The following is a 15,208-nucleotide window of genomic DNA, read 5'->3' as shown; positions in this document are numbered from 1 at the left end:
ACGAAGCTGCTGCTCTCGGCCCTCCCCGCGAGCCCGGTCTCCAGTGCCCCCCACGGGGGCACTAGACCACGGTGAGTGTGGCCGCGTCGGCGTCCAGCTCGACCTCGGCCCCGAGCGGCACCGTGAGCTGGCCTCGGCAGTGCCCGAACCCGAAGTCGGCCACCATCGGCACGCCCAGCGGGACCAGCCGGTCCACGAGCACGTCCAGCACCGCCTCCGGCGGCCCGCAGTCCTGCCACGACCCGAGCACGATCCCCGCGGCCTCGTCGAACCAGCCCGCTCGCAGCAGGTGGGTGAGGAAGTGGTCGATCCGGTACGGCGCCTCGGTCACGTCCTCCAGCAGCACGATCGCCCCGTCCGGCGGGGGCGGCACGGCGTCGACGCCGACCGTGGAGACCACCAGGCTGAGCGTGCCCCCCGCGGTGGTGCCGGTCGCGCGCCCGGGGACCAGCGTCCACGCCTCCGGCGCGCCGCGCAGCACCGCCGGAGGGTCGAACAGCGCCCGGCGCAGGTACTGCATCGCCTGCGGGTCGTGCACGGCGTCGGTGGCGACCATGGCACCGAACAGCGTCACGACGCCGCACCGCGGGCCGAGCACGGCGTGCAGCGCCGTGATGTCGCTGGCCCCGGCGAACAGCCGGGGCGGCGCGGCGGTCAGCGCGTCCCAGTCCAGCAGGTCGAGGACCCGCAGCGCGCCGTAACCGCCGCGCCCGCAGAGCACGGCCGCCACATCCGGGTCGCACCATGCGGTCTGCAGCTGCGCCGCCCGAGCGGCGTCATCGGCGGCGAGGTAGGGCAGCCGGGGATGCCGGCCCGCCTCCACCGGATCGACGCGCAGGTCCCACGAGCGCAGCAGGTCGAGCCCCGCGGTGAGCAGGTGCGGCGGGGGCGGCCCGGCCGGGTGCACGACCGCCACCCGGTCGCCCGGACGCAGCGGCCGCGGCCGGACCCGGGTCACCGAGGACCCCCGTGCGCAGCCTCACAGCCGGTTCCTGGAACGATCCAGAAGCCGAAGGCGATGTACTTGGTGCAAACCGCAACCGAGACCTCCGAGGAGGACGGCATGACCATGCGCTTCACCGGCGCCGTCCGGCGGGCCCTGCGCGCACTCGACGCGTGGACCCTGGACGTGTTCAACCCGCGCTACCCGACACCGCGCGACTGACGCCCACCCCGCCGGGGCGGGGCGCTACCTGCGCTCCCCCGGCGGGAGCAGCGGGCGCAACCGCACCCACAGCACGAACAGGATCGCGACCACGATCATCGCGAGGCCCGACCACAGGTTGATGTCGATCCCGCCCGCCTTGGCGAGCTGGGCCTCGTCCTCGAAGAACAGGCCCATCACCGTCAGGATGATCCCGTAGACGCCGAACAGCACGGCGATGACGGTGCGCAGGTCGAACAGCTGCGAGGCTGCGCTCTCCGAGATGGCGTGGTGGTGGGTTTCCTCGGGTTCGGTCACGACGATCCCCTCTCGGCTCACGCGAAGATCAGGTACAGGACGAGCGTGAGCGCGAGGACGATCGCGCCCATCACCACAGGCGACTGCCACCACGCGCCCTCTTCGTCGTGCATCGTGGCAGGCACCTCCTCGATCGCCGCGAGGCGAGGCCCCGCGGCCGCGCTCGCGGCTGCCTCCCCCGCCGCGGACGGCGCGACGCGCACCTTTCCGCGGCTCTCCCGCGGAGTCAGCGCCCACACCAGTCCGACGAGCTCGGAGTCGGGTTTGGGCGTGGTGAACCGCGTGACGATCGCGGCGACCGCGATGCCGACCACGAACGCCGCGCTCGCCCCGATGAACGACCCGGCCTGCGAGGACACCGGGATCGTCCCGACGCGCACCAGCGCGTCGACGAGCACCGCGGCGACCGTGCCCGAGATCAGCCCGGTCCAGCCCGCCGTCCCGGTCATCCGCTTCCAGAACAGCCCCAGGATGAAGATCGCGAACAGCGGGGCGTTGAAGAAGCTGAACAACGCCTGGATGTAGTCCATCAGGTTCTCGAAGCTGCCCGCGATGAACGCCGTGCCGATCGCCAGCAGGCAACCGACCACCGTGACCGTGCGCCCCACCCGCAGGTAGTACTCGTCCGGCCGGCCCGGCCGGATCCAGTCCTGCCACAGGTCGTAGGTGAACACCGTGTTGAGCGAGCTGACGTTGGCCGCCATGCCCGCCATGAACGAGGCCAGCAGCCCGGCCAGCGCCACCCCGAGGATCCCGTTGGGCAGCACCTCGTTCATCAACAGCGACAGCGCGTTGTTGTAGGTGACGTCGGTCTGGCCGCCTTCCTTGAGTGTGGTCAGCTGCGGGACCAGCACGCCGGCGATCATCCCGGGGATGATGATGACCAGCGGGATCAGCGCCTTGGGGAACGCGGCGATGATCGGGGTGCGGCGAGCCGCCGACATGTTCCGGGCCGAGAGCGCGCGCTGCACCTCCGCGAAGTTCGTCGTCCAGTAACCGAACGAGAGCACGAACCCGAGCCCGAAGACGATGCCGAGGACCGACAGGAACGGGCTGGCGATCTCGGTGAGCGTCGTACCCGGCCAGGCCGACAGCTGCTCGGGGCCCGGTGGGAGCGCGACCACCTGCTCACGCAGACCGTCCCACCCGCCGACGCGGGCCAGCCCGGCGACCGTGAGCGGGATCAGGAGGGCCAGGATGACGAAGAACTGGAGGACCTCGTTGTAGATCGCCGCGTTCAGCCCGCCGAGGAAGGTGTAGCTCAGCACGACGAGTGCGGCCACGGGAACCGCGAGCGCAAGCGACCAACCCAGCAACGCCTCGAGGATCAGGCCGAGCGCGTACAGGTTCACCCCGGCGATGAGCACGGCCGCCAGCGCGAACGTGATGCCGTTGACCCGCTGCGTCGTCGCGTTGAACCGCATCAGCAGGAACTCCGGAACGCTGCGGGCCCTGCTGCCGTAGTAGAACGGCATCATCACGATGCCGAGGAACACCATCGCCGGGATGGCGCCGATCCAGTAGTAGTGCACGGTCGGCACGCCGTACTGGGCGCCGTTGGCCATCATCCCGATCAGCTCGATCGCGCCGAGGTTCGCCGAGATGAACGCCAGGCCCGTGACCCACGCCGGCAACGACCGCCCCGACAGCAGGAAGTCCAGGCTGGACGCGATGGAGCGGCGGGCGAGCACCCCGATGCCGAGCACCAGCACGAAGTAGAAGACGACGAACACGTAGTCGATCCACGTCGTGTCCAGCCGCAGGTCCGTCTGCGCGAGCACCACAGATCCAGGTCCCACCACCGGCCCCCTCTCTCACTCCGGCCATCACGCTCTGCGGATGATTCGCCGCTCTGCGCGATCCCGCCACCCGAAGCGCCGCCACGTCCGTGGTATCCGGCTGCGCGGAGGAACGACTTGCCTCCGTACGCGCGCCGTGCCACCGTCTCGACGGCGTCCGACAACGGTGTCGGCGCCCTCGCGCCCGCGTGCCGTGCGATGCCGCCGGTGATCATGTGGCGGCTGCTGCGCCGTCGAGGGAATGGGAGCACCCGATGCTGCGCAGGTTGGGAGTGACGGCGGCGGCGGTCCTGCTCGCCGGCTGCGCCACCGCGCCGGTGGGACCCGATGAGGACGAGGCCGTCGGCCCGGTCACGCTGCGGTTCCTGAGCCTGGCGTCCCATGAGGCGGGCGTGGCCGCGACCGAGCGCATCGTCGCCGCGTGGAACGCCGCGCACCCCGACGTGCAGGTGCAGCTCGCCGAGGGCACCTGGGACTCGGTGCGCGACCAGCTCGCCACGCAGTTCCAGGGCGGCACGGCCCCGGACGTCATCCACGCCGAGTCGACCGACGTCACCGGCTTCGCCCGGCAGGGCCACCTCGCCGACCTCGGTCCGCACCTGTCGGAGGAGACGAGGGCGAGCGTGCCGCAGGGTGTCTGGGATGCCGTCACGGTGGACGGGACGGTGGTCGCGGCGCCGACGCTGCTGCAGTCGTACGTCGTGTTCGCGAACACCACCTTGCTCGAGCAGGCAGGCGTGGCCATCCCGACGAGCCCCACGTGGACGTGGGACGAGCTCGCCGACGCGGCCCGGCGGACCACCACCGCGGACCGTCCCGGGCTGGGCTGGGGCCTGCAGCAGCCGGCGGCCACCGTGATGAGCCTGGGACTGGGCTTCGGCGGCACGTTCTTCACCGGCAGCGGCCGTGCGGCGGCCGTGCGGGTCGGGGACGCCGAGCTGGAGGTGCCCCGCCGGATCCACGACATGGCCTACGTCGACCGCTCGCTGGACCCGGCCTCGCTCACGCAGAGCGGCTCCGACGTGATCACCGGTCTCCTCGCGGGCCGCTACGCGATGGTCGTCGCCGGCAGCTACGTGGCACAGCAGCTCGCCGAGTCCGCGCCGCCCGGCTTCGCGTGGCGCGTGCTGCCCGCGCTCGCCGGCACCTCACCGAACCAGGCGGCGAACCCGCAGACCCTCTCCGTGCCCGCCGACAGCCCGCACGTCGAGCAGGCCGCGGACTTCATCGAGTTCGTGATGCGGGCGGAGAACCTCGCGTCGCTGGCGCAGGGCGAGTGGCTGGTCCCCGCGTCCGGGCCCGCCCGCGACGCCCTGCACACGGCCACCGGCGGCCGGGACGGGTGGGAGGCCACCCTCGCGGGCGCGCAGTACCTCACGCCCGCCCCGTTCCGGTCGGTGACCGGCTACCCGCAGTGGGAGGACCAGATCGCCACCCCGGCCCTGCAGCGCTACCTGGCCGACCAGATCGACCTGGCGACCGTGCAGCGCGAGCTCACGGACGGCTGGACCCAGGTGTCCGGCGGCTGACGGCCATGGGGGACGCGGGCTTGCTGAAGTAGCGGCTCATGGGCGAGCCGGTGTAGGAGCCGAACGGGGGCATCGGCACGTAGCCCGCGCTGGTGTACAGGGCGATCGCCTCGGGCTGCTCGGTGCCGGTCTCCAGCACGATGCGCCGCAGCCCGGCCGCGGCGGCGGTGCGCTCCAGCTCCGCGAGCACCGCGCGGGCGTACCCCCTCCCGCGGTGCGCAGGGGCCACGTACATGCGCTTGATCTCGGCGTCGCCGTCGCGCAGCGCTCCGCCCGCGTGCCGCGCCCGCCACCCGCCGCACGCCACCGGCTCGCCGCCCGCGTACCCGACGAGGAAGAGACCGCCCGGCGCGTCGAACTCGCGCGGGTCGACGAGCGTGGCGTCCTCGCCGCCGTAGCGCTCGACGTAGACCTGCTGGATCTCGGCGATCAGGCGCACTGCGTCGGGGTGGTCGAAGGGCGTGGGGCGCAGCTCGAGCACGATCCGAGCGTACGGATCACTCGCCGGTGCTCCCGTCCGACGAGCATGCGGACGCGTCGAGGTCACGGGCCGGCCCCGCGCCACCCCTCGCGACGAGGGCGAGGCTGGTCGCCGCGAGCAGCGCCACCCCGACCAGCAGGACCGGGTACCCGGCCACGCCCGTGAGCGCGGCCAGCAGGACGGGCAGCGCGAAACCGACGTAGGTGAGCGCGTAGAAGACGGCGGTGAGCCCGCCCAGCCGGCCCGGCTCCGCCATGCGCTGCACCTCGATCAGGCCGGCGACGAGGCAGAGCCCGTAGCTCGCCCCGAGCACGACCGCTGCCGCCACCGCGAGCACCGCTGAACCGATCGCGGCCGCGGCCGCGGCGACGAGGAGGCCGGCGACCAGCGCGGCGAGGCCGAGCCGGGACCCGGTCACCGGGGACGTCCGCCGGGCCCACGACTGCACGGCGATGCCTGCGCCGAGCGTCACGGTGGTGAGCAGCGTGGCGTAGACGAGCCCGAAGCCGGCCAGGCGCGGGCCCAGCGCCGCGGGCTGCACGGCGAACGACAGGGCCGGCGCACCGAACACCCACGGCGCCATCGGCGCGACGACCCGGCGGAACCGCCGCGGCAGGTGCACCCGCAGGCCGGACCGGGATGCGCCCGCGGGCCGCGTCTCCGGCAGCCCCGCGACAGCGGCCACGACGGCCACCGTCAACGCGATGTGCACCAGGTACGGCAGCTCCATCGGCGCCGGCGCCCACTGCGCGAGCACCCCCGCCACCAGCGGCCCGATGCCGAACCCGGCCGACAGCCCGAGCGCGGCCCGGCGCGCGCCCGCCCCGGCGTCCGCGCCCGGGTCCCACGGCGCCTGCGACAGCTCCTTCGCCCACGTCGTGCCGACGGCCATCGCGATCCCGGTGACCACCCCGAACAGGAACCGGCCGGTGTAGAGCGCCACCTCGGACACCGCCGCGACGCCACCGAGCGCGAGCACGCCACTGGCCGGCGCGGACACCACGAGCGCCGGCAGCAGCAGCCTGCGCCGCCCCCAGCGGTCGGACGCCGGGCCACCCAGCAACAGACCCGGCGCGAGCCCGGCGGCGTAGACGCCGAAGAACGCCGCGACCGTGACGGCCGAGTAGTGCGCCTGCTCCCGGTACATCACCATCAACGAGCTGAACTGGTTGGCCCCGTACCCGATGGCGAACAGCGCGGCCGCCGCCCGCAGCCAGTGCCGCGGTGCGCGGCTGCGACGAGCGGCGCTGTCGTGCCACTGATGACGGCCCGCGTGCTTCGCGGCGCGCGCAGTCATCAGACAAGCATGGCGTCGGATCGGTTCCGAGGAGCGTGCCGCTCGTCGGTCACGCTGTCGATGCCTGGGCCACTGACGATGCCTGTGCCTTGGCCTTGCGTCGCCACGTCGTCAGCACCCGCTCCGTGTAGCCGTTCGGTTCCGTCCGGCCGGTGAAGACCAGCTCCAGCGCCGCCTGGAACGACGGGCTCGCGTCGAGGTCCTTCGCCATCGGGGCGTAGCCGGGCTCGCGGGCGTTCTGCTCGTCGACGAGCGCGGCCATCCGCGCGAACGTCTCGCGCACCGTCTGCTCGTCGACGAGTCCGTGGTGCAGCCAGTTCGCGATGAGCTGGCTGGAGATCCGCAGGGTGGCGCGGTCCTCCATCAGGCCGACACCCTCGAGGTCGGGCACGGTGGAGCAGCCGATGCCAAGGCCCACCCAGCGCACCACGTAGCCGAGGATCGACTGGGCGTTGGTCTCCAGCTCGTGCCGCTTCTCCTCGTCGGTGAGCTCGCCCGTGAGCAGCGGCACCTCCAGCAGCTGCCGGCGGTGGGTCTCGCGGCCCGCGAGCTCGCGCTGACGGGCGGCCACGTCGATGCGCAGGTAGTGCAGCGCGTGCAGGGTGGCGGCGGTGGGCGAGGGCACCCACGCGGTGTTGGCGCCCGCCCCGGGGTGGGCGCCCTTGGTGGCGAGCAGCTCGGCCATCGCGGCCGGCTTGGCGAACATGCCCTTGCCGATCTGCGCCTGCCCGACGAACCCGGCGCGCAGCGCCACGTCCACGTTGCGGTCCTCGTAGCCCAGCAGCCACGCCGTGGACTTCATGTCGTTCTTACGCACGACCGGACCTGCGAGGAAGTCGGAGTGGATCTCGTCGCCGGTTCGGTCGAGGAAGCCGGTGTTGACGAAGATCACGCGGTCCTGAGCGGCGGCGATGCACGCGTCGAGCGTGAGCGAGGTGCGCTTCTCCTCGTCCATGATCCCGATCTTCAGCGTGCGGGGCTCGAGCCCGAGCGCCTCCTCGACGGCGGCGAAGAGCTCGACGGTGAGCGCCACCTCGTCGGGGCCGTGCTGCTTGGGCTTGACGATGTAGACGCTGCCCGCGCGGGAGTTGGAGTAGCGGCCGAGCCCGCGCAGGTCGTGCAGGGCCGCGACCGCGGACACGAGCGCGTCGAGCACGCCCTCCGCGACCGGCTGCGCAGCATCGATGTCCGCTCCGCCTGCGCTCCGCGGCGCGACGCGCACGGCGTCGGTGAACATGTGGTGGCCGCAGTTGCGCACCAGCAGCAGCGACCGCCCGGGGAGGGTGAGCGGGGAACCGTCGGGAGCGGTGTAGTGGCGGTCGCCGTTCACCCGCCGCTCGATCGTCTCGCCGCCCTTCTCGAACGTCGAGACGAGCTCGCCGGTCATCAGGCCGAGCCAGGTGCGGTAGGCGAGCGCCTTGTCCTCGCCGTCGACGGTGGCGACGGAGTCCTCGAGGTCGACGATCGTGGTGACGGCGGCCTCGACGGCGACGTCCGCCACATCTGCGTGGTGCTGGCGCCCCACCTGGTGCTCGGGGTCGATCGTGAGCTCGACGTGCAGGTTGTGGTGGCGCAGCAGGATCGCCGCGACGGCCCCCGCGGAGCCGCCGCCGCCGTCGGAGCCGCTGCGGTGGCCTGCGAACTGCGCGGGGTCGGCGAGGCCGGTCTCCCCGGTGCCGGTCGCGACGACGAGCCGCCCGTTCTCCACCCGGTAGGCGGTGGCGTCGGCGTGGCTGCCCTGGGTCAGCGGGAAGAACTCGTCGAGCAGCCGGTCGGCCTCCGCGATCACCTGCGCGCCGCGCTTCTCGTCGTAGCCGCGGGCGAGCTCGTGGTCGAGCGGGAGGGCGTCGGTGCCGTAGAGCGCGTCGTAGAGCGATCCCCAGCGCGCGTTGGCGGCGTTCAGGGCGTAGCGGGGCACGGTGGCCGGCACCACCAGCTGCGAGCCCGCGATCTCGGCGATCTCCGGGTCGACGCGGTCGACCTGCACCTTCGGTGAGGCCGGCGGCACGAGGTAGCCGATCTCGGTGAGGAACGCCTCGTAGGACGCGGGGTCTCCTCCGCCGTGCTCGGCGTGCCAGGCGTCGAGCTTCGCCTGCAGCTCGTCCCGCCGCCGCAGCAGCTGCTTGATCCGCCCGTCGAACCGCTCGTGCAGGTCGGCGAGGGTGGACCAGAACCGCTCCGGGTCCAGGTCGAGGCCCGTCAGCAGCTCGTCGGCCACGAACGCCCGCAGCGCGGGGTCGATCTGCAGTGGCGCACTCATGTCTCACCCTCCGGTCGGCAGCCAGCGCACGGCGGGTACCCGCCCGGTCACTTTTTTACCAGACGGACTTGAACTTCCGCATCGCGGAAGTAAGACTCAGCGCGTGACGACGGCTGTGGGCACGGGGTCCACCGAGGCGGGGCCGACGGCGCCGGTCAGCGCCAGCCCCACGACGACGGCGGCCACGAGCACGAGGGCCATCTGCAGCTTCCGGCGGGGACCCACCGCTTCGACCTCCCGAACGTTCTCCGTTGGCGGGCGACCGGTCCGGACACCATCGAGGACCGGGCGATCCCGGGATCGCGGACGTAGTCTCCATGGCAGGTGCGGACCCGCGGCGAAGGGGGCCCTTCCATGAGTGTCGACAGCGGTCTCGGAAGCAGGGTCAAGAGGGCGTTCGAGACGGCGCTCGCGCCGGAGGACGTGATCGGCGACCCGATCCGGTGTCGCTCGTACGAGTGCGACGGGCTCACCGGCTACCGGGTGGTCCCGGAGCTGGTGCTGCTGCCCCGCGACGCGGCGCAGGTGGCCGCCGCGGTGCGGGTGTGTGCCGAGCACGGCGTGCCTTTCGTCGCGCGCGGGGCGGGCACGGGCCTGTCCGGCGGCGCGCTCCCGGTGGCAGGCGGCGTGGTGATCAGCCTCGCGCGGCTCAAGCGGGTGCTGGAGGTCGACCCGGTGGACCGCCGCGCGGTCGTCGAGCCGGGCGTCACCAACCTGGAGATCACCGCGGCCGCGGCACCGCACGGGCTGTACTACGCCCCCGACCCCTCCAGCCAGCAGGTCTGCACGATCGGCGGCAACGTCGCGGAGAACTCGGGCGGCGCCCACTGCCTCAAGTACGGCTTCACCACCAACCACGTGCTGTCCTGCGAGGTCGTGCTGCCGGACGGCTCGCTGGTGACGCTGGGCTCCGACACCGGCGAGCAGGCCGGGCCGGACCTGCGCGGGGTGTTCCTCGGCTCCGAGGGCACCCTCGGCATCACCACGAAGATCACGGTGCGGCTGCTGCGCACGCCCGAGTCGGTACGCACGCTGCTCGCCGACTTCCCGTCCATCGCGGCGGCGGGCGACGTGGTGTCCGACATCGTCGCCGCGGGCATCGTCCCGGCCGCCGTCGAGATGATGGACACGCTCGCCATCGAGGCGGCCGAGGAGGCGGTGCACGCCGGCTACACGGTGGGCGTGCCGGCCGCGCTCGTCGTCGAGCTGGACGGCCCGGCCGAGGAGTGCGACGTGCAGTTCGAGCAGGTCAAGCAGATCTGCGACCGGCACGGTTGCACTCGGCTGCACATCGCGGGTTCGCCGGAGGAGCGGGCGGCGATCTGGCGGGGCCGCAAGGCCGCCTTCGCCGCGGTCGGGCGCATCTCCCCCGACTACTTCGTGCAGGACGGTGTGGTGCCGCGCACCCGGCTCGCCGAGGTGCTCGACCGCATCGCCGGCATGGGAGCCGAGGCCGGGCTGCGGGTGGCCAACGTCTTCCACGCGGGCGACGGCAACCTCCACCCGCTCGTGCTCTACAGCGCCGCGGCAGGCGAGACCGAGCGCGCCGAGAAGCTGTCGGGCGAGATCGCGGAGCTGTGCGTGGAGCTGGGCGGCTCGCTGTCGGGCGAGCACGGCATCGGCGCCGACAAGGCGTGCTCGATGCCGAAGATGTTCTCCCGGGACGACCTCGAGGTCATGCGCCGCGTGCGCAGCGCATGGGATCCCCAGGGGTTGTGCAACCCCGGCAAGGTGCTGCCCACCCCGCGGCTGTGCGGCGAACGTCCGGGCAGGTACCGGCCCCACCCACTGGAGGAAGCGGGAGTGATCGAGCGCCTGTGAGCACCACGACCACGATCCGCCCGACCGACCTGCGGTCCCTGCGGGACGCCGTGCTCGACACCGCGGGCACCATCGGGATCGCAGGCGCAGGCACGGCCGCCGACTGGGCCGGCCCGCTCGCCCCCGTCGACGCGGTGCTCGACACCACCGGCCTCACCGGGGTGATCACCCACAACCCCGGGGACATGACCGTCTCGGTCCGGTCGGGCACCCCGCTGCGGCAGCTCCAGGACGAGCTCGCCCCGCACGGCCAGCACGTCTCGTTCGACGCCGCGCGCATCGCGGACGGTGCCACGGTCGGCGGGCTCGTCGCCACCGCCGACGCCGGTCCCGCGGCGCTGGTGTTCGGTTCCCTGCGCGACCTCGTCATCGGCGTGACGATCGTCCTCGCCGACGGCACCGTGGCCCGCAGCGGCGGGCACGTCATCAAGAACGTCGCCGGCTACGACCTGACGAAGCTGCTGCACGGCTCGCACGGCACCCTCGGCGTGCTCGCCGAGGTCGTCCTGCGGCTGCACCCGGTGCCCGAGCGCGCCGCCACCCTCGCGATCCACTGCTCGTTGGAGGAGGCCGCCGAGCACGCCGCCACCGTCCTCGGCGGGCCCTACGAGCCCGCTGCCATGGAGTGGACATCGGACGGTGTGCTCCTGATCCGCTTGGAAGGCACCGCGGACGCGCTGGACGCCCGCGTGCAACGCCTCCGCACGGCGCTGGGCACCGGGGAGCTCCTCGATCTCCAGGCCCATTCCGACCAGGGCGCCGATCGGGATCGAACGGAGCAGGGACTGCCCGAGAACCTGGGTACGGGACCCGAGCCCGGCGACGTGCCTCCCGCGGAACGCGCCGCCCCGCCTTCCGACGAACGGCCCGTTCGTCGGATAGGTACCGACGAGAGTGCCGTTCGTCGGGATGAGCCGTGGGAGCGGTACGCCTCCCTCGTGCGGGGGGCGCCCGAGTTCGCCACGCTGCGGATCGGGGTGCGGCCCTCGCTCCTGCCCGCAGTGCTCGCCGACCTGCCCACCGAAAGCGTCACCGCGGGGCTCGGGACCGGGGTCGCAACCGTCGCGCTGCCCCCGGCGGCCGTCGCGGCGGCGCACGCGCGCGTGCACGCCGCGGGCGGCACCTCCGTGCTGCGCTCCCGCCCCGCGGGGGCGGAGGTCCCCGCATGGGGGCCGCCGCCGTCCGCGATCGCCGTCCTGCGCGCCGTCAAGGCCGAGCTCGACCCGCAGGGCCGCTTCGGCCCGGGCCGCTTCGATCCCTGGATGTGACATGACCACCCCCGCCGGCTCCGCCCACACCAACCTCCCGCAGACCGGTCCGAGCAGCTTCGACGATCGGCGCCCTCCGGAGCGGGACCTGCTCGACGACTGCGTGCACTGCGGCTTCTGCCTGCCGACCTGCCCCACCTACCAGCTGTGGGGCGAGGAGATGGACTCCCCGCGCGGCCGCATCTACCTCATGGACCTCGCCGAGAAGGGCGAGATCGGCCTGGAGGGGCCGTTCACCGAGCACATCGACCGGTGCCTGGGCTGCATGGCGTGCGTGACGGCGTGCCCGTCGGGCGTGCAGTACGACCGGCTGCTGGAGTCGGTGCGCCCGCAGATCGAGCGCAACGTGCCGCGCGAGCGCTCCGACGCCTGGTTCCGGAACGCGATCTTCGCCCTGTTCCCGTACAAGCGACGGCTGCGCGCCGCCGCCGTGCCGGGGGCGCTCTACCAGCGGCTGCGCCGGGTCCCCGCCGTCGCGAAGCTCGCCTCGAAGCTCCCGGGACGGCTGGGGGCGATGGAGTCCCTGCTGCCGCCGGTGTCGGTCCGGGAGGCGTTCGCCCGGCTGCCGGTCCACACCCCCGCGGTCGGCGAGCGCCGCGCCCGGGTGGCGCTGCTGTCGGGCTGCGTGCAGGACGTGTTCTTCCACCGGGTCAACACCGCGACCGTCCGCGTGCTGGCGGCGGAGGGCTGCGACGTCCTCGTGCCGCGCGACCAGCAGTGCTGCGGTGCGCTGGAGCTGCACGCAGGCCGCGAGGACAGCGCCCTGGCCAGGGCGAAGCGCGAGATCGCCGTCTACGAGAAACTGGACGTCGATCACGTCGTCACGAACGTCGCAGGCTGCGGCTCGTCGATGAAGGAGTACGGCCACCTGCTCGCCGACGACCCCGAGTGGGCCGAGCGGGCGAAGGCGTTCAGCGCCCGGGTGCGCGACGTGCACGAGGTTCTCGCCGAGCTCGGTCCGCGGGCGGAGCGGCACCCGTTCCGCGGCCGGGTGGCCTACCACGACGCCTGCCACCTCGGGCACGCACAGCAGGTGCGCAGCCAGCCGCGCGAGGTGCTGCGCTCGATCCCCGAGCTGGAGCTGGTGGACCTGCCCGAGGCCGCGCTGTGCTGCGGCTCGGCAGGCATCTACAACATGATCATGCCGGAGGCGGCGTCCGATCTCGGCGCGCGCAAGGCCGCCAACGTCCGCTCGGTGGAGCCCGACCTGGTCGTCACCGCCAACCCGGGCTGCCTGCTGCAGATCGGCAAGCACCTCGGCGAGGACATCCCGCTGCTGCACCCGGTGCAGCTGCTCGACGCGTCGATCCGGGGAGTGCCGGCGCCGCGCAGCTGACCGGGTGACCCGCTGCCCCGCGCGAGCGGTCAGCGGCCGATCGCGTCCAGCTCCGCGAGGTCCTCGTCGGACAGCGGGAGCCCCGCGCGGGCGACGTTCTCCCGCAGGTGCGCCACCGACGACGTGCCGGGGATCAGCAGGATGTTCGGCGACCGGCGCAGCAGCCAGGCCAGGGCGACGGACATCGGCGTCGTGCCGAGCCGGGTGGCCACGGCCGAGAGCGCCGAGGACTGCAACGGGCTGAAGCCGCCGAGCGGGAAGTACGGCACGTAGGCGATGCCCTGCTCGGCGAGCTGGTCGATCAGCTCGTCGTCCTCGCGGTGGGCGAGGTTGTAGTGGTTCTGCACGCACACGATCGGCGCGATCGTCTGCGCCTCGGCGACCTGCTCCGCCGTCGCGTTGCTCACCCCGAGGTTCCGGATGAGGCCCTGCTGCCGGAGATGGACGAGCGCCTCGAACGGCTCGGCGATCGAGCCCGCCTCGCGGCCCGCGGCGCTGCCCAACCGGAGATTGACCACGTCGAGCACGTCGAGGCCGAGGTGCTCGAGGTTGTCGTGCACGGCGCGGCGCAGATCCTCCGGCTTCCGCGCGACGGGCCAGCCGCCGTGCTCGTCGCGCACCGCGCCGACCTTCGTCACGATGTGCAGCGAGTCCACGTAGGGGTGCAGTGCCTCCCGGATCAGCTGGTTGGTGACGGCCGGGCCGTAGGCGTCGGCGGTGTCGATGTGGGTGATGCCGAGGCGGACGACCTCGCGCAGGACGGCCAGCGCGCCGTCGTGGTCGGCCGGCGGTCCCATGACGCCCGGGCCGGCGAGCTGCATGGCGCCGTACCCGAACCGGGTGACCGTCAGGTCGCCCATCGTCCAGGTGCCGCCGGAGAGGGAAGTGGTGCGAGTGCCCATGCCGCAACCGTGCGCGGCGCCGGCCCGTCCACCCAGATCCCTGCGGTTACCGGTAGCGACAGGGACAGGGACGGCCCGCTGCCCGCGGCTACCGTGGTGGTGTGCACGAGGAGAACCGGCTCGGTACCTACCTGCGGGCCCGCCGGGAGCTGGTGACACCCGAGAGCGTCGGCCTGCCGGTCCACGGGATGCGGCGGGTGCCGGGGCTGCGCCGTGAGGAGGTGGCCATGCTCGCCGGCATCAGCTCGGAGTACTACCTGCGGCTCGAGCAGGGCCGCGACCGCAACCCGTCGCCGCAGGTACTGGAGGCGCTCGCCCGGGTGCTCCGGCTCGACGCCACCGCCACGGCGTACCTGCACGAGCTGGCCGCGCCACGGCCCCGCACCCGTCCCCGCCGGTCCCGGCGACGGGCCGTGCCGCCGGAGACCGCACAGTTGCTCGAGGTGATCGGGCTGCCGGCGGTCGTGGTGGACGGGTACTTCGACGTGCTCGCGGCCAACGCGCTCGCGACCGCGCTGGCCCCGAGCCTGCGGGTGGGCGAGAACCGGCTCAGGTCGCTCTTCCTCGACCCGGCCGAGCAGCTGCTGCACCCGGACTGGGCGCGTTGCGCGCCCCAGCTGGTCGCCACCTTCCGCAACCGGCTCGGGTCCGACGTCGACGACCCCCGCGTCGTGCAGCTCGTCGGCGAGCTGTCCCTGGCGAGCGAGGAGTTCCGCAGGGCGTGGGCCCGCCACGACGTGAAGCCGCCGCGCGGAAAGGCGGTCCGGATCGACCACCCGCAGGTCGGCGAGATGCGCCTGTGGACGTCCAAGCTGGAGGCCGACGGCGCCGACGGCGTGATGGTCATCGTCTACCACGCCGAGCCGGGCACCGCGGACGCCGAGCGGCTCGCCCTGCTCACCTCGCTGGTCGCGGAGCCGGCGCAGCGGCCGCACACATCGGTCGACGTCGGCTCGCACTGACCGCCGCGATCGGTGACGGCACGTGCCCGCGCGGGTACTGGTGTCCGATCCGTTCACGACCCGGCAGGGCTTGCCCGGTCATCCTCGGGAT

Annotated in this window: 13 protein-coding genes; 5 read left to right on the top strand and 8 right to left on the bottom strand. The window is 73.2% G+C overall.

Annotated features, from left to right (window positions below; translation table 11 throughout):
* Positions 1-61: 61 nt before the first annotated feature.
* From FHX44_RS26200 to FHX44_RS26190, 3 genes are all read right to left on the bottom strand, one after another.
* Positions 62-958: a S66 peptidase family protein gene (locus FHX44_RS26200; RefSeq protein WP_212612642.1), complete on the bottom strand. Its 897-nt coding sequence runs from the start codon at positions 956-958 to the stop codon at positions 62-64.
* A 231-nt stretch (positions 959-1,189) separates the two neighbouring features.
* Positions 1,190-1,462 carry a hypothetical protein gene (locus FHX44_RS26195; RefSeq protein ID WP_246170594.1) on the bottom strand — a complete coding sequence of 91 codons (273 nt, stop codon included), beginning with the start codon at positions 1,460-1,462 and terminating at the stop codon, positions 1,190-1,192.
* Between the two features lie 17 nt (positions 1,463-1,479).
* Positions 1,480-3,243: a sodium:solute symporter family protein gene (locus FHX44_RS26190; RefSeq protein ID WP_147258238.1), complete on the bottom strand. Its 1,764-nt coding sequence runs from the start codon at positions 3,241-3,243 to the stop codon at positions 1,480-1,482.
* Positions 3,244-3,515: 272 nt separating this feature from the next.
* Between FHX44_RS26190 and FHX44_RS26185 the strand changes: the two genes are divergently transcribed.
* Positions 3,516-4,790 carry an ABC transporter substrate-binding protein gene (locus tag FHX44_RS26185; protein ID WP_147258237.1) on the top strand — a complete coding sequence of 425 codons (1,275 nt, stop codon included), beginning with the start codon at positions 3,516-3,518 and terminating at the stop codon, positions 4,788-4,790.
* On the opposite strand, the gene FHX44_RS26180 is transcribed toward FHX44_RS26185, so the two are convergent.
* The 4 genes from FHX44_RS26180 to FHX44_RS43900 all read right to left on the bottom strand — a co-directional run bounded on the left by FHX44_RS26180 (position 4,756) and on the right by FHX44_RS43900 (position 9,053).
* Positions 4,756-5,271, bottom strand: coding sequence for a GNAT family N-acetyltransferase (locus tag FHX44_RS26180; protein WP_170309050.1), 516 nt, complete (start codon positions 5,269-5,271; stop codon positions 4,756-4,758). The genes FHX44_RS26185 and FHX44_RS26180 overlap by 35 nt on opposite strands.
* A 16-nt stretch (positions 5,272-5,287) precedes the next feature.
* Entirely contained in the window at positions 5,288-6,568 is a 1,281-nt protein-coding gene (locus tag FHX44_RS26175; protein ID WP_147258236.1) for an MFS transporter, read from the bottom strand.
* Between the two features lie 49 nt (positions 6,569-6,617).
* The gene (locus FHX44_RS26170; protein ID WP_147258235.1) at positions 6,618-8,828 is read right to left on the bottom strand and encodes a malate synthase G; all 2,211 of its coding nucleotides are present in this window, start codon (positions 8,826-8,828) and stop codon (positions 6,618-6,620) included.
* A 96-nt stretch (positions 8,829-8,924) separates the two neighbouring features.
* A complete protein-coding gene (locus FHX44_RS43900; protein WP_281287916.1) occupies positions 8,925-9,053 on the bottom strand; it encodes a hypothetical protein in 129 nt (42 codons plus the stop codon).
* A 129-nt stretch (positions 9,054-9,182) separates the two neighbouring features.
* On the opposite strand from FHX44_RS43900, the gene FHX44_RS26165 reads away from it, so the two are divergent.
* From FHX44_RS26165 to FHX44_RS26155, 3 genes are read left to right on the top strand one after another with little or no spacing between them, the layout of a single operon-like run.
* Positions 9,183-10,649: an FAD-linked oxidase C-terminal domain-containing protein gene (locus FHX44_RS26165; protein WP_147258234.1), complete on the top strand. Its 1,467-nt coding sequence runs from the start codon at positions 9,183-9,185 to the stop codon at positions 10,647-10,649.
* On the top strand, positions 10,646-11,917 hold the full coding sequence (locus FHX44_RS42315; RefSeq protein WP_170308684.1) for an FAD-binding oxidoreductase: 1,272 nt from the start codon (positions 10,646-10,648) through the stop codon (positions 11,915-11,917). The genes FHX44_RS26165 and FHX44_RS42315 overlap by 4 nt, the downstream gene beginning before the upstream one ends.
* Position 11,918: 1 nt before the next feature.
* Positions 11,919-13,253 (top strand): (Fe-S)-binding protein, encoded by a 1,335-nt coding sequence (locus FHX44_RS26155; protein ID WP_147258233.1) that lies wholly within the window; start codon positions 11,919-11,921, stop codon positions 13,251-13,253.
* A gap of 29 nt (positions 13,254-13,282) precedes the next feature.
* Here the strand turns inward: FHX44_RS26155 and FHX44_RS26150 are convergent, their stop codons facing one another.
* The gene (locus FHX44_RS26150) at positions 13,283-14,155 is read right to left on the bottom strand and encodes an aldo/keto reductase family oxidoreductase (protein ID WP_147258232.1); all 873 of its coding nucleotides are present in this window, start codon (positions 14,153-14,155) and stop codon (positions 13,283-13,285) included.
* Positions 14,156-14,256: 101 nt separating this feature from the next.
* Here FHX44_RS26150 and FHX44_RS26145 point away from each other — a divergent pair, with 101 nt between their 5' ends.
* Positions 14,257-15,117, top strand: a complete 861-nt coding sequence (locus FHX44_RS26145) for a helix-turn-helix domain-containing protein (protein ID WP_147258231.1) — start codon at positions 14,257-14,259, stop codon at positions 15,115-15,117.
* The last annotated feature ends 91 nt before the right edge of the window (positions 15,118-15,208 follow it).

It is taken from the genome of Pseudonocardia hierapolitana (assembly GCF_007994075.1).
Classification (GTDB): domain Bacteria; phylum Actinomycetota; class Actinomycetes; order Mycobacteriales; family Pseudonocardiaceae; genus Pseudonocardia; species Pseudonocardia hierapolitana.
The sequence above is the reverse complement of the archived record's forward strand: the minus strand, read 5'-3'. Positions and strand labels throughout refer to the sequence as shown.